The 14,449-nt window shown below is 62.0% G+C and carries 14 protein-coding genes; 10 read left to right on the forward strand and 4 right to left on the reverse strand.

What is annotated here, in order from left to right:
• The first annotated feature begins 64 nt into the window (after nt 1-64).
• From V3H56_RS14580 to V3H56_RS14605, 6 genes are all read left to right on the forward strand, one after another.
• Nucleotides 65-511, forward strand: coding sequence for a hypothetical protein (locus tag V3H56_RS14580; protein WP_047738741.1), 447 nt, complete (start codon nt 65-67; stop codon nt 509-511).
• Between the two features lies 1 nt (nt 512).
• The gene (locus tag V3H56_RS14585; protein WP_338473502.1) at nt 513-1,091 is read left to right on the forward strand and encodes an adhesin; all 579 of its coding nucleotides are present in this window, start codon (nt 513-515) and stop codon (nt 1,089-1,091) included.
• Nucleotides 1,092-1,153: 62 nt separating this feature from the next.
• Nucleotides 1,154-2,152 (forward strand): hypothetical protein, encoded by a 999-nt coding sequence (locus V3H56_RS14590; protein ID WP_047738745.1) that lies wholly within the window; start codon nt 1,154-1,156, stop codon nt 2,150-2,152.
• Nucleotides 2,153-2,324: 172 nt separating this feature from the next.
• Nucleotides 2,325-3,005 carry a C39 family peptidase gene (locus V3H56_RS14595; protein ID WP_042730468.1) on the forward strand — a complete coding sequence of 227 codons (681 nt, stop codon included), beginning with the start codon at nt 2,325-2,327 and terminating at the stop codon, nt 3,003-3,005.
• A 57-nt stretch (nt 3,006-3,062) separates the two neighbouring features.
• Nucleotides 3,063-3,809 carry a hypothetical protein gene (locus tag V3H56_RS14600; RefSeq protein ID WP_042730467.1) on the forward strand — a complete coding sequence of 249 codons (747 nt, stop codon included), beginning with the start codon at nt 3,063-3,065 and terminating at the stop codon, nt 3,807-3,809.
• A 45-nt stretch (nt 3,810-3,854) separates the two neighbouring features.
• On the forward strand, nt 3,855-5,138 hold the full coding sequence (locus tag V3H56_RS14605; protein ID WP_042730466.1) for a transporter: 1,284 nt from the start codon (nt 3,855-3,857) through the stop codon (nt 5,136-5,138).
• Between the two features lie 67 nt (nt 5,139-5,205).
• On the opposite strand, the gene V3H56_RS14610 is transcribed toward V3H56_RS14605, so the two are convergent.
• Complete coding sequence (locus V3H56_RS14610) at nt 5,206-6,531, reverse strand: sigma-54 dependent transcriptional regulator (protein ID WP_042730465.1); 1,326 nt, start codon at nt 6,529-6,531, stop codon at nt 5,206-5,208.
• A 342-nt stretch (nt 6,532-6,873) separates the two neighbouring features.
• On the opposite strand from V3H56_RS14610, the gene V3H56_RS14615 reads away from it, so the two are divergent.
• The 3 genes from V3H56_RS14615 to nhaB all read left to right on the forward strand — a co-directional run bounded on the left by V3H56_RS14615 (nt 6,874) and on the right by nhaB (nt 10,208).
• Nucleotides 6,874-7,140, forward strand: a complete 267-nt coding sequence (locus tag V3H56_RS14615) for a hypothetical protein (RefSeq protein WP_003181216.1) — start codon at nt 6,874-6,876, stop codon at nt 7,138-7,140.
• Between the two features lie 183 nt (nt 7,141-7,323).
• Nucleotides 7,324-8,613: a delta-60 repeat domain-containing protein gene (locus V3H56_RS14620; protein ID WP_042730464.1), complete on the forward strand. Its 1,290-nt coding sequence runs from the start codon at nt 7,324-7,326 to the stop codon at nt 8,611-8,613.
• 92 nt (nt 8,614-8,705) lie between these two features.
• Nucleotides 8,706-10,208, forward strand: coding sequence for a sodium/proton antiporter NhaB (gene nhaB / locus V3H56_RS14625; RefSeq protein ID WP_042730463.1), 1,503 nt, complete (start codon nt 8,706-8,708; stop codon nt 10,206-10,208).
• 111 nt (nt 10,209-10,319) lie between these two features.
• Here the strand turns inward: nhaB and V3H56_RS14630 are convergent, their stop codons facing one another.
• The 3 genes from V3H56_RS14630 to gnd are packed head-to-tail and all read right to left on the reverse strand — an operon-like array spanning nt 10,320 to nt 13,635.
• Nucleotides 10,320-11,141, reverse strand: a complete 822-nt coding sequence (locus V3H56_RS14630; protein ID WP_042730462.1) for a Cof-type HAD-IIB family hydrolase — start codon at nt 11,139-11,141, stop codon at nt 10,320-10,322.
• Nucleotides 11,138-12,658 carry a glucose-6-phosphate dehydrogenase gene (gene zwf, locus V3H56_RS14635; RefSeq protein ID WP_042730461.1) on the reverse strand — a complete coding sequence of 507 codons (1,521 nt, stop codon included), beginning with the start codon at nt 12,656-12,658 and terminating at the stop codon, nt 11,138-11,140. The genes V3H56_RS14630 and zwf overlap by 4 nt, the downstream gene beginning before the upstream one ends.
• On the reverse strand, nt 12,655-13,635 hold the full coding sequence (gene gnd / locus V3H56_RS14640) for a phosphogluconate dehydrogenase (NAD(+)-dependent, decarboxylating) (protein ID WP_042730460.1): 981 nt from the start codon (nt 13,633-13,635) through the stop codon (nt 12,655-12,657). Before gnd ends, zwf begins: the two co-directional genes overlap by 4 nt.
• A gap of 275 nt (nt 13,636-13,910) precedes the next feature.
• On the opposite strand from gnd, the gene V3H56_RS14645 reads away from it, so the two are divergent.
• Nucleotides 13,911-14,084 (forward strand): DUF6026 family protein, encoded by a 174-nt coding sequence (locus V3H56_RS14645; protein WP_172679699.1) that lies wholly within the window; start codon nt 13,911-13,913, stop codon nt 14,082-14,084.
• Nucleotides 14,085-14,449: the final 365 nt, after the last annotated feature.

Genomic DNA, 14,449 nt, shown 5'->3' on the forward strand with positions numbered 1-14,449 from the left:
ACCTGCTCTGCACCACTTCGCAACGCTGGACCAGGGCCAGCCCACCGAAGAAGGAATCGCCGTCGTGGGGACTTTCGAAAGAAGTTTGACCTGTCTGCTGTTGATCGGCTGCGCCACCAGCGCAACCCTCAGCCCGCCGGTGCAGGCCGAAGGCAACGGCGTCATTGTGCTCAGCCGTGACGTGCAACCCATTCCCATCGGTCGCAATGGCGGCAAAGACCCCTACCCGACCACCGTCAATGCCAACCCATCCGAACGAATCCATCAGGTGACCACCAGCACCGAGCTGAGCGATGGCGAGTTCGCCAGCGTCGCCAGCGGCTCGTCGATCCGCGGCACCGTCACCCCGAACACCGGCATGCAAGGCCTGAATGTGGTGACCAACCCCAACGGCATGCCCGGCATGAGTGCCGGTCACGGCGGCGGCAGCGGCGGCGCGATCTCCGGCACCATCAACCGCTCGCTCAGCTCCGGCCTGGCCCCATTGGGTCGGCTGGCGGGAGGCCAATGAGATGAAGCCCGTCCTTTGCCTGCTGGCCTTGCTCGGCTCCTCCATCGCCCTTGCCGACCCAGGCGTGGCGGTGGTCAACAGCGCCAATCTGCAGGACTCCGGCAGTCGCTACACCGGCAACCTCAACATCAACCAGGCGGCCGGCGACCAGACCCAGCAGACCAATACCCGGGCCATTGCCATTGGCACCGACGCCCAGGCCACCACCACCGTACGCCAGCGTATCGACACGCCGGCCAACCCGAACATGAACGCCACCGCCCGTATCGGCGGCAACGCATTCACCCATGGCGACGGCGTGCTGGGCGTCAACCAGTCCGCCGGGGCCAACAACCAGATGGCCAATGTCATGCGAGTGGGCATCAGTGCCCACCCGCAGAGCATTGATGACAGCGCCCTTTCCCAACAGAACGTGGCGTTGCTACCGAACTCAGGAGCAACTGGCGCCCCAACCGGCAGTCGCCAGGTCGTGACCAGCGACCAGGCCTTCACCGGCAGCCGAGGGGTGATTCAGGTGAACCAGAGTGCCGGGGTGGGGAACCACATGGCCAACACCCTGAGCATCCGGGTCGCTGACTGACCCGGCGCAGTGTGCATAAGAAAGTACCGACACTTAACCAACGACACGCAAGGAGAAACACTATGAAACCTACAATGGCACTCAAACCATTGGTTTTCGCTCTCGCCGCTGTCATGGCCATGGCCGCGCAGGCTGGCGGTAACGATAACAATCACGGCAATGGACATGGCAATGGGCACGGCCATGGCAACCATGGCCAACAAGGTCCGACGCTGGATCAAATGCTCTCCATCAGTGCCGGCGCTGGGGCTACGGTGCTGGACGAGCAGAACAGCGACGGCAACGTGGTGACCAACCAGGCCACCCGCAACACCGCTGACGCCAAGGACTCGCTCAATGGCAGCAACGGCAACATGGGCGCCAACGTCGCAGGTGGCGACGGTAACCAGCAGGACAATGCCGCCGCCCTGGCCACCGCTGACGAAAGCTTCATCTTTGGCTCGGCCGTCGCCATGTCCAGTGCTACCCAGGTCAATAACAACAACTACGTCAAGAACAACTCCACCCAAAACAATGCCTCGCTCACCAACGCGGGCAACAACGGCTCCGGCAACATCGGCATCAACGTAACCGCCGGCAACTTCAACCAACAGAAAAACAACCTGGCCATCGCCGTTTCCGGCGGTCGCGTCGCCCAAGCCTCGGCGTCGGCCGACCAGACCTCCACCGGCCTGGAAGTGGACAACAAAGGCGTGCGGACCTACAAGACCGACACCCTCACCAGCACCTACAGCGCCTCCGGTACGTTCAAGGCAAAAGGCAGCGGCACCGCCGAAGACGACAATCATGGCGGCTGGGACAACAAGGGCGGCGGTTATGGCGGCGGCCACGACGACGACAAGTTCAAGTTCAGCGCCGTGGGCACCTTCGACCTGGCCGGCAGCAACACCCAGCAGGTGTTGACCCGCGATGGCTGGAAAAACCCTGTGATCAACAACGCCACCATGAGCAACTCCATGAACGGCTTCTCCGGTAACGGTGGCGCCAACGTGTCGGCCGGCGTGGGTAACCAGCAGAGCAACTCGCTGTCCATTGCCGCCGGCTGCAAGGCTTGCATGTAGATGCGCATGAAATGAAGCCCCCGGAACCGGTCGTGCTAGCCATTCACGGGATTTGAAATGGGCCCGTGGCGAGGGAGCTTGCTCCCTGGCCACAGGGTTCACAAAGACCTTGAGCCAATAGCGTTGTCCACGAACGGGGCTTTTTTTCCACGACTCCCCAGGCGTATCGATCATGCGTGCAATGGCCCTTTCCCTGCTGCTTTGCATGGCTTGCGTGGCTGAGGCCGCGCAGATGCCGGTGGCCGCCCTGCCTGGCGGCATGTTGGTCTTCAAGCCGGTGCAAAGCGTGCGCGAGCGCAAATTCAGCGACATCGTCGAGCAGAAAACCGATTTCAGCTGCGGTGCCGCCGCGCTGGCCACGGTACTGCGCCAGGCCTATTGGCTGGATGTCGATGAAGAACACGTCATCAAGGGCATGCTGGTCAATGCCGACCAGAACCTGGTCCGCACCCAGGGGTTTTCCATGCTCGACATGAAACGCTACGTGGAAACCATCGGGATGCGCGCCCGAGGCTACCGGATACCGCCCGAAAAACTCGAAGCGGTGACCATTCCGGTGGTGGTGCTGATGGAAATACGCGGCTACAAGCACTTCGTGGTATTGCAGCGCGCCGACAAGCAATGGGTCTATATCGCCGACCCGGTGCTGGGCCATAAACGCTACGCCCAGGAAGATTTCGTCAAGGGCTGGAACGGCATCGTCTTTGCCATCGTCGGGCCAGGCTACGACAAGACCAATGCGTTGCGCAGCCCTCCGCAACCGCTGACGGCACGTAACAAGCTGGACGGGTTCAACCCGGTCAGGGATGCAGAACTGATGGATTTCGGCTTCATACAGAGCGACTTCTTTTAATCGCCGACCAACGCCAACATAACGACAATAAGGAGCAGGACGCTCCGGGAGCAGTACATGAAAACGTCACATTGGCTGACGCTGGCCTGCCTGGCCGCGTCAGTCCCGGCCCATGCCTATGCCGGATTCAAACCCATCGAAGTCAAGGATCAGGAGCTTGCCGAACTGCGCGGCCGGTATGTCATGCCCGGCCGGATCATCAGCTTTGGCATCGTCATGAGCAGCACCTGGCGCAACGCCAGTGGTGACCTGATCGGCGCCAGCAGTTCGATGCAGATCCAGGCCGCCACCATCAAGCCCGAATTCTACGTCTCCACCATCAAGCAGACCGGCAACGGCAGCGTCCCGGACCAGGGCAGCGGCAACATCACCGGTGGCGCAGGCCTTGGCACGGGCCAGGGCGTGACCCAGAGCGTACGCGCTGCCGGCGACGGCAACACCGCGTACAACAACGTCGACATCAATGTGAAGGAGAGCAGCCAGGCACCTGCCCTGGCACCCGCCCAGGGCCAGTTGCTGACGCGCGGCCAGACCATCAGCGGCAGCAACGCCGCCGGCAGCGTCGCGGTCACGGCCACCAGCAGTGGCGTGCAGATGGCGATCCAGGCCAGTCGCAACCAGGGCAGCAGCCTGCAACAAGTCGCCCAGGGCGGGCTGTTGCAGAACACCCGCCTGCTGGGCAACAGCAACCTGGTCAGCAACATGACCCAGCTCAACGTGGTGCTGAACAACAACGGCCCCAGCGCCGGAGCGCTGGACTGCAACCTGACCCAATTGCGTGGCCTGCGTAACCTCGGTTATTGAACTACGCTGCCTTTCAACCACTGGGCAAATAGGGACGACATTTTCATGTATCGATCCGTATCGTTGCGCGCTGTGATGTGTTTGAGCACGTTGTTCCCGGCAACCTTGCTACACGCGGCGCCGGATGCGGACATCGAGGCCCTGAAACAGGAACTTCTCGAGCTCAAGCAACGGTACGAGGTCCAGCAAAAGGCCCTGGCGGTGCTCGAACAGCGGGTGCGCCAGGTGGAGGACCAGCCCGCCGCCCCACAACCCAAGCGCCTGGCCAAGTCGCCGGCCGACATGAAGGGCAATCAGAGCGTGGCCGGCAACGGTGCGACGACCGCCGGCGGCAGTGGCTACGGTCAATCCCTGGCCGATGACTCGCAACCGGCGCAAAGCGTGTCCAACCTCTATGACGAGGCCAGCGGCTTCTTCGGCGGCGGCAAGTTCAGTTTCGAGACCGGCGTGACTTACTCGCGCTACGACACCCGGCAATTGATCCTCAATGGTTTCCTGGCACTGGACTCGATATTCCTGGGCAACATCAACCTCGACCGGATCAAGGCCGACACCTGGACGCTGGACCTCACCGGACGCTACAACTTCGACAATCGCTGGCAGTTCGACCTCAACGTACCGGTGATCTACCGCGAGTCCACCTACCAGTCGGGTGGGGCCAATCAAGGCGCGGCCGGTGTAACCAGCGAAGAAACCGTGACCCGCGACCCCACTATCGGTGACGTCAACTTCGGCATCGCCTACAAGTTCATGGACGAGTCGGTCAACAGCCCCGACGCCGTGGTCACCCTGCGGGTCAAGGCGCCCACCGGCAAGGATCCGTTCGGCATCAAGCTGCGCCAGTCCCAGGCCAATACCAACCTGTTCGTGCCTGAAGACCTGCCCACCGGCAACGGCGTCTGGTCGATCACCCCGGGCCTCTCGCTGGTCAAGACCTACGACCCGGCGGTGCTGTTCGGCAGCCTGTCCTATACGCACAACCTTGAAGAATCGTTCGACGACATCAGCTCCACCGTCAACCAGAAGACCCCGGGCAAGGTGCGCATCGGCGACAGCTTCCAGATCGGCGCCGGCATCGCCTTTGCCCTGAACGAGAAGATGAGCATGTCGTTCTCGGTCTCGGACCTGATCCAGAAGAAAAGCAAGCTCAAGGAGGACGGCGGGGACTGGCAATCGGTGGTCTCCAGTGACGCCAACGCCGGCTACTTCAACATCGGCATGACCGTCGCCGCCACCGACAACCTGACCATCGTGCCGAACCTGTCCATCGGGCTCACCGACGACGCGCCGGACTTCACCTTCAGCCTGAAATTTCCGTATTACTTCTAGGTAGTGTCCCCAGTGGAAGCGAGCAGGCGCGCTCCCACTGCCTATCGCCTATAGGTTCCGGGAGGGTTCAGCGGATCTGATGCTTGTGCAGCAACCGATAGAACGTTGGCCGGGACACGCCCAGTACCCTGGCCGCGACGCTGAGGTTGTCGCTGTGGCGATTGAGCACGTCACTCAATGCCTGGCGCTCGGCACGGGTCTTGTAGTCTTCGAGGGTGCCCATGGGGGCGACCACCCCCTGGGGGCTGGCCAGGCCGAGGTCATGGGCCTCGATCTGTCGCCCTTCGGCCAGCACCAGCCCGCGCCGGACCCGGTTGGCCAACTCCCGCACGTTGCCGGGCCAGTCATGCATGCCCATCGCCACCAACGCATCCTCGCTGAAGCTGCGGGGCCGGCGCCCGGTTTCCTGGCTATAGAAATGGGAAAAATGACTGGCCAGCATCGCCAGGTCGCCATGGCGCTCGCGTAGCGGTGCCATGACCACCTGCAACACGTTCAAGCGATAGTACAAGTCCTCGCGAAACCGCTTGAGCCCGATGGCCGCTTCAAGGTCCACATGGGTGGCCGCCAGGATCCGCACGTCCACCGCGATGGGCTGGCTGCCACCGACCCGCTCGATGTGCCGCTCCTGCAAGAAGCGCAGCAAGTTGGCCTGCAACTCCAGCGGCAGGTCGCCAATTTCATCGAGAAACAAGGTGCCGCCATGGGCCGCCTCGATTCGCCCAATCTTGCGCTGGTGCGCACCGGTGAAAGCGCCCTTCTCATGGCCGAACAACTCGGACTGGATCAGGTGTTCCGCAATGGCCCCGCAGTTGATCGCAATGAAGGGCTTGTTGCGTCGGTGGGATTGGAAATGCAGGGTGCGCGCGACCAACTCCTTGCCGGTGCCGCTCTCGCCGCGAATCAGCACTGGAGACTCGGTGGGCGCCAGCTTGCCCAACAACTTGCGCAGTTCCCGGATCGGTTTGCTGTCACCCAGCAATTCATGTTCAGGCTGGTCGATGTGTATCGAACCTTGCCCACGCAACCGCGCCATGCCGAACGCCCGCCCCAGGGTGACCTGCACGCGGGAGACGTCGAAGGGCAAGGTGTGGAAGTCAAAAAACCATTCGCAGACAAAGTCACCGACGTTCTGCAGGCGCAACACTTCCTGGTTGAGCACGGCGATCCATTCGGCGCCGCTGCGGCTGATCAATTCCTTGACCGCTTCCGGGCGCTCCAAGTGAAACGGCTGCAACCGCAACAGGCCGACATCACAGGTGCGATCGCCGGCGTGTTCGAGGGCACAGCTGTCCACGTCCCAGCCGATGGACCGAAGGCCGGGCAATAGACGATGACAATCGTCGCAGGGATCAACCACGAGCAGACGACGCGACGTACTGGCTTCGAGCATGACTGATCCTTGGCGCCAAAATAAGGAAATATGATTAGAAACAGTCGTTTGGCAAACCTGCATGTAACAGTAGCAAGAAGTTGACACACCCTTGTATCAATTGATTATCGAGACGGCACAAAACTGGTTATAAGCGCGATTCTAATTAACGAATCCGTCATTGATTCTTTCACCACGCTTTCAAACAAAAGCCACCACGCCGGGTCTGAAAGAAAATCGAAATTTATTCAACAATTGTGTGACCCGCCCCCGGGTTCGGAACATCAGTACAAGTAACCAGCCGCACGGTACGCCCAACCGCCGGCACATCATTTGATTGGGCACCTTTTAAGAGAAGACGCCATGAACGCCCCGCTCCGTATCAACGAAGCTCTTTTGATTGCCGACCGCGCATTCCGTCCCTTCCAGTGCGTGGCCTGGGCCCCACAAGACGGTAACGGCGAACTCAGCCTGACCGTCATCGACCGCACCAATACCCACATCGGTCGCACCCAGATTCCAAGCAGTGCCTATACCGACCCGGCCCAACTGGCCAACTTGTTGAAACAAGCCCGCGCCGAATTGAGCCAGGAAGGCTATAAGTTGCAGTCCTGGTCCATGCCGGAATAACTCGCAGCCAGCGTTATTTATGGTGGCAGGCTTGGCACTGGATCAGAAAGCCATCGTTATGGCACGAAACGCCCCTGCATCTGCTGGACCTGACAGTTGTGCACTTTCACATTCAGGGTTTGAATGTTGCCTTCATGCCGTCGTCGCCCTTTCGGGGCGTTCGACGCACAAGGAGAGGCATGCATGCCCGATCAATCCGCATTGGCGTTTCCCAAGGCTGCGGCTCACGCAGGGCAACTTGACCCAGGCTTTGCCGACAACGGCAAAGCCTGGGTTCATTTCGTGGACAGTACGTCGAGCCTGCTCACCGGGCTGACCCTGGACCGTGCCGGTCGGGCCTTGGTAGCCGCCCGGGTCGAGACCGCCCAGGGCACCCGGTTCGGGCTCGCCCGCCTCAACCAGGACGGCTCCACCGATCCGGGCTTCGGGACGGGCGGCAGCGTGATCGGCTCGTTCGAGAACGGCTTCGACGCCACCGCAGGCAAAGTGATCGAGTTGCCCGACGGACAGATCCTGCTCTGCGGCCTGCACTACGAAAGTAACGACCACACCCTCCCCGCCCTGGCGTTGTTCGATCGGCAAGGCCACGCTGTGCCTGGATTCGGCAACGCCGGCCGACAGATCGTCCGGCTGTGCGGCAACCTTTCCCAAGGCCTGCGCGACCCTTGGCTTCCGCCGGGTGTGCCCGGCCTTGAAGCCTGTGACATGCAAGTGCAGGCCGATGGCCGGATACTCCTGCTGGCCAATCATCACTTCCAACTGTCCGACCATGTCGGCGTGCTGATCCGACTCCTACCGGATGGCGAACTGGACAATACCTTCAACGGACGCGGCTTTGTGATGGTCCGCCGCCTGCTGAAAAACACCTGGCTGGGCTGCCTGACGCTCCAGGCCGATGGCCACATCCTCGTCGGCGGGGCCATCGACCTGCCCCAGCATGGCCTGATCGCGCGCTACGACCCCCACGGCAACCTCGACAGCGGCTTTGGCGACGCAGGCTTCCTGTCCATCCTGGCCCAGGACCACAGCGTGATGGTCAGCCAGATCGTCGAACATGCAAACGGCGACCTGCAGGCGTTTGGCAGCAGTCGCGACCCGATGCACAGCCTGTCCCTGAAAGTGTGCCGCGATGGCGTACCGGATCACCACAGCAACCAGGGCCAATGCCGACTGTTGGAAATCGGTCGCGGCGCCAGCCAATGGACGGCTGCCCAGGTCCAGGCGGATGGAAAACTGTTGACCGCCGGCGCCACCCTCGGCGGTATCGAAGCCGACTTCGTACTGGCCCGGCATTTGCCGGACGCCAGCCTCGACCCGGATTTCGGCGAAGGCAACGGCTGGGTTCGCACGCGCTTGGGCTACAGCCTGGACACCGCTACCGGGTTGGCGGTGCAACCCGACGGAAGAATCCTGGTGGGCGGCTACTCACTCAACGGCAGCTACCGTGCGGTGGTGGCCCGGTATTGGGCCTGAGCCCCGTCGCATTTGAAGGACATTTGCTTCTGCGCTTGATATTGCGCATGTGTTACGGCAAGTTGCGCGCTTCTAATTAAAAGGAGCAGCCGATGTCCGGTCCAATGGCTCAGGCTTTCGCGCACAACTTTCTGGGGCATTCCCCACGCTGGTACAAGGCGTGCATCATCACCTTCCTGATTCTCAACGCCGTGGTGCTGTGGACGCTGGGTCCGATCGTTGCCGGCTGGATGTTGGTGGTGGAATTCATCTTCACCCTCGCCATGGCCCTCAAGTGCTACCCGCTGATGCCCGGTGGCCTGCTGCTGGTCGAGGCTCTGCTGCTGGGCATGACCACGCCCAAGGCGCTGTACGACGAACTGCTGCACAACTTTCCGGTCATCCTGCTACTGATGTTCATGGTGGCCGGCATCTACTTTATGAAAGACCTGCTGCTGTTCCTGTTCTCACGCCTGCTCCTGGGCGTGCGTTCCAAGGCGCTGCTGGCGCTGATGTTCTGCTTTCTCTCGGCGTTCCTGTCGGCCTTTCTCGATGCCCTGACCGTCACCGCGGTGATCATCAGCGCCGCGGTGGGCTTTTATTCGGTGTATCACCGCGTGGCCTCGGGCAACGATCCGCGCCAGGACAGCAGCGTCGATGAAGACCACGCCCTGCCTACCTTGCACCACGAAGACCTCGAGCAGTTCCGGGCCTTCTTGCGCAGCCTGCTGATGCATGGCGCCGTCGGCACCGCGCTGGGCGGCGTCTGCACCCTGGTGGGCGAGCCGCAGAACCTGTTGATCGGCCATGAGATGGGTTGGCATTTTGTCGAGTTTTTCGTGAAGGTCGCGCCGGTCTCGCTGCCGGTGCTGGTTGCCGGGCTGGTGACCTGCGTGGCGCTGGAAAAGCTGCGCCGGTTCGGCTACGGCACATTGCTGCCGGATAACGTGCGGGCGGTGCTGGCCGACTACGCCGAGCAGGACAACCGCGAGCGCACCTCACGCCAAAGGGCGGCGCTGATCGTCCAGGGCATCGCCGCGCTGATCCTGATCGTAGGACTGGCGCTGCACATCGCTGAAGTCGGCCTGATCGGCCTGATGGTGATCGTGCTGATCACTGCGTTCACCGGCATCACCGACGAGCACCGCCTTGGCAATGCATTCAAGGACGCCATGCCGTTCACTGCACTGCTGGTGGTGTTTTTTGCGGTGGTGGCGGTCATTCATGACCAGCAACTGTTCACGCCCTTGATCCAATGGGTGCTGGCCCTGCCCGCCGACCAGCAACCGGGCATGCTGTTCATCGCCAACGGCCTGCTATCGGCCATCAGCGACAACGTGTTCGTCGCAACCATCTACATCACCGAAGTGAAGCAGGCCTTCATATCTGGCCACATGAGCCGCGAACAGTTCGAAACCCTGGCGGTGGCCATCAACACTGGCACCAACCTGCCCAGCGTCGCCACCCCCAACGGCCAGGCCGCGTTCCTGTTCCTGCTGACCTCGGCAATTGCCCCGCTGATTCGCCTGTCCTATGGCCGCATGGTCTGGATGGCACTGCCCTATACCGTGGTAATGGGCGGGCTGGGTTGGTATGCAGTGACCTACTGGCTGTAACTGAAGAAAGACTGTGGGAGCGGGCTTGCCCGCGAAGGCGGTAGGTCAGTCAACCTCTTCATCGACTGACCCACCCTTTTCGCGAGCAGGCTCGCACCGGCGTGCTTGGGGTTATCGGGGCAGGATGTAGCGTTCGATTGCCAAGGCCGCACCGTCTTCGGTGTTGGCGGCGGTGACGACATCGGCCTGGCGCCGGATCGCTTCTTCCGCTTGCCCCATGGCAATCGACAAGCCTGCACGATGGAACATCGCCGGGTCGTTGCCTCCATCGCCCATGGCGGCGGTCTGCTCCAGCGGCACGCCGAGGAAATCGGCCAGTGTCGCCAACGCTTCACCCTTGTTGGCCTTGAGCGCCGTGACGTCCAGGTAGATCGGCTGCGAACGCGACACCTGGGCCTGGCCGTTGAGCAGCGGGTGCAGGCGCGCCTCCAGCTCCACCAGCAAATCAGTGTTGGCGCTGGTGGCGACGATCTTGTCGATGCGTTCCAGGTAAGGCTCGAAGCTCTCGACCTGCACCGGCGGATAGCCCAGGCCGCGGGTTTCCACCGGGACCATCGGCCCGTGGGCATCGCGCACCAGCCAATCGCCGTCGGCAAATACCCAGGCCTCAATGCCAGGCTGATCGGCGTACAACGCCAGGGTGGTCCGCGCTACCTCGGGCGGCAGGTAGTGCACCGCGAGGAAACTGCCGTCCGGATGCACCAGCGTGCCGCCATTGAACGCCGCGGTGGGCAGGTCGACACCCAGGGCCTCGATGTATTGCAGCATCGCCCGGGGCGGCCGACCGGTGGCGAGGCTGAACAACACGCCGGCCTCGCGCAAAGAACGCACGGCTTCGATGGTACGTTGGTTGAGGCTGTGGTCGGGCAGCAACAGAGTGCCGTCCATGTCACTGAGCAGGAAGCGGAAGGGGCGTTTCAACGGCTCGCTCATCCGAGGCCGTGCCAGACGCGACCATCGCGTGTCAGCAGGTCATCGGCCGCGGCCGGCCCGTCTTCCCCGGCCTTGTACGGCTGGAACGTCGCGTCCTGCTGCCAGGCGTCGAGGAACGGCTGCACCGCGCGCCAACCATTTTCAATATTGTCGGCACGCTGGAACAGCGTTTGATCGCCCGTCAGGCAATCGTAGATCAGGGTTTCGTAACCCGTGGACGGCTGCATTTCGAAGAAGTCCTTGTAGGCAAAGCCCAATTCTATGTTTGCCATGTCGAGGGCCGGGCCGGGCCGCTTGGCCAACAGGTCGAACCACATGCCTTCGTTGGGCTGAATCTGGATTCTCAGGTACGTAGGTTGCAATTCGTCGACGTCGGTGTCGCGAAACTGCGCATAAGGCGCCGGCTTGAAGCAAATGACGATTTCCGTGTCACGCACGCTCATGCGCTTGCCGGTGCGCAGGTAGAACGGCACGCCCACCCAACGCCAGTTATCGATCATCACCTTGAGGGCGACGTAGGTTTCGGTGGTGCTGTCGGCCGCCACGTTGGCTTCTTCGCGATAGCCGTTGACCGCCTTACCGCCCAGTTCACCGGCGGTGTACTGGCCGCGCACCGAGTTGGCGCGGGCCTGCTCCACCGACCACGGCCGGATCGCACCCACGACCTTGGCCTTCTCGCCCCGCACCGCATCCGCGCCGAAGGCCGCCGGCGGCTCCATGGCCACCATCGCCAGCAGTTGGAACAGGTGGTTGGGCACCATGTCCCGCAGGGCGCCGGTGCGTTCATAGAAACTGCCACGGGTTTCCACGCCGACGGTTTCGGCCGCGGTGATCTGGACGTGGTCGATGTAGTGGTTGTTCCAGAACGCCTCGAACAGGCTGTTGGAGAAACGGCTGACCAGAATGTTCTGCACCGTTTCCTTGCCCAGGTAATGGTCGATCCGGTAGATCTGTTTTTCGCTCATGACCTTGAGCAGGCAGGCATTCAGCGATTCAGCGGTGCGCAGGTCGGAGCCGAACGGCTTTTCGATCACCACGCGCCGGAACGCATCCGGCTGCTCCTGAAGCAGCCCGGCCGCACCGAGGCGGCTGACCACCTCGCTGAAGAAGCGCGGCGCGGTCGCCAGGTAGAAGACCGCGTTGCCGGTGCCGCTGGCGGCGATTTTCGCCGCCAGCGCGTCATAGGTGCTGTCATCGAGAAAGTCACCCTGCACGTAGCTGATGCCTTGCGCCAGGCTGGCCCAGCGCTGCGGGTCGAGCGCGTGTTCGGCGTCGCCGCCTTTGCTCGCCGCTTCGCTGCGAATGAACGCCTCCAGCTTGCTGGCGAAGTCCGCATCGCTGATGGCGTTATGGTCAACTCCAACGATCCGCAGCCCATCTCCCAGCAGGCCGTCACGACTCAAGTGGTACAGCGCCGGCATCAGCAGGCGCTTGACCAGATCGCCATGGGCGCCGAACAGGAACAACGTGGTCGGCGGTGCAGGTTCTGCCTTGGATTTGCTGCCGATCGCGGTCATTTTTTCGGTGTCTCCACGTGGCCGCCAAAGCCGAAGCGCATGGCCGAGAGCATCTTGTCGCCATAGGTGCTCTGCTGGCGCGAGCGGAAACGGGCGAACAACGAGCTGGAGAGCACCGGCACCGGCACCGCCTGCTCGATGGCGGCCTCGATGGTCCAGCGCCCTTCGCCGCTGTCGGCGACCTCGCCGGAGAAGCCATCGAGTTTCGGATCGCTGGCCAGGGCGTCGGCGGTCAGGTCCAGCAACCAGGACGACACCACGCTGCCGCGACGCCAGACCTCGGCGATATCGGCGACGTTCAAGTCGAAACGCTGCTCTGGTGGCAGGCTTTCGCTGGATTTGGTCTTGAGGATGTCAAACCCTTCGGCGAAGGCCTGCATCATGCCGTACTCGATGCCGTTGTGGATCATCTTGACGAAATGCCCGGCGCCCGCGGGGCCCGCGTGGATGTAGCCGCGTTCGGCACGGTCGTCGTCGGACTTGCGGTCGCGAGTCCGTGGGATATTGCCCATGCCCGGCGCCAGGCTGTCGAACAGCGGGTCCAGGCGCTTCACCACTTCGGCGTCACCGCCGATCATCATGCAGTAGCCGCGCTCCAGGCCCCACACGCCGCCGGAGGTGCCGACGTCGATGTAGTTCAGGCCCTTCTCCAGCAGGGCGTGGGCCCGGCGGATGTCGTCCTTGTAGTACGTGTTACCGCCGTCGATGATCACGTCGCCCGGCTCCAGCAGGCCGCTGAGCACGGTGATGGTGTCTTCGGTCGGCGCACCGGCCGGCAGCATGACCCAGACCGCCCTTGGCGCCTCAAGGGCGGCCACCAGCGCTGGCAGGTCGGCGACGCCAGTGGCGCCTTCCTGGCTGAGATTTTCGACGAACGCAGCGTTGCGGTCGTAGACCACGGTGGTGTGCCCATTGAGCATCAGGCGCCGCGCAATATTGCCGCCCATGCGGCCCAGTCCAATAATCCCGAGTTGCATGTGCTGATGCTCCCTACTACAAATAAAGGTAAGTCAAAGGTTTAGCTCAAAAGACAGTTGGGGGTTAGTCCAGAGCATTGCTGCATAGTTTCCGGGTAATTTGAGCGATCACAAGGGATAACGCTCCAATCCCGGCCAAAGACACAGCGACCATGAAAAATAAAAAAGTTCCAATCACAAGCAAAAGAAATCAGAATCGGCGCCGATAGTAGAGGTGTCGACCAAAATGCTGGCGACATCTCTATAGTTGATGTACGCCATTTGCGAGGTGAGCAATGGGCCCAGTCGTTACCGCACGTCCTCCCCAAACCCTTTATGTGACCATTCGTCGCGATGAATTGCGCCTTCTCAAGGAAGAGCGTGATCTGCTGCTAGATGAAGTGACGCAGTTGCGCATGCAGTTGCAGCACGCACAGCTGTCCCACCAGAACCAGGCTGTGGCGCGGTAAGCGTCCCAGAGGCACGGCATCAGGAAGGGACATTGGGCAACCCGGTGTCCTTCCCATGAAAAACAGCCCTCCCTCGTGTGGCAGGGCTTTGTGAAGCCACCTTGTGGGAGCCTGCTCCCACAAGCCTGATCCTCATCCTCATCCCCTTTCCCGATACCCGCCACCGTGGGTGCGAGCCAGCCTGCGGAAACCGCGTTTGCGTGAAACTCAATGGCGGCTGAACCAACACCTTCGCGAGCAGGCCCGTCTTCACAGGAAGGCGCCCTCCTTACGCACCTAAGTCAGCATTTTGTAACCAAAAAACTCACGAAGTTTTCACAAGCGGCTCGCGATACTGCCGACCTTTAGGGTTGCTCGGCGTGTGC

The organism is Pseudomonas sp. MS646 (assembly GCF_036693845.1).
GTDB lineage: Bacteria > Pseudomonadota > Gammaproteobacteria > Pseudomonadales > Pseudomonadaceae > Aquipseudomonas > Aquipseudomonas chlororaphis_E.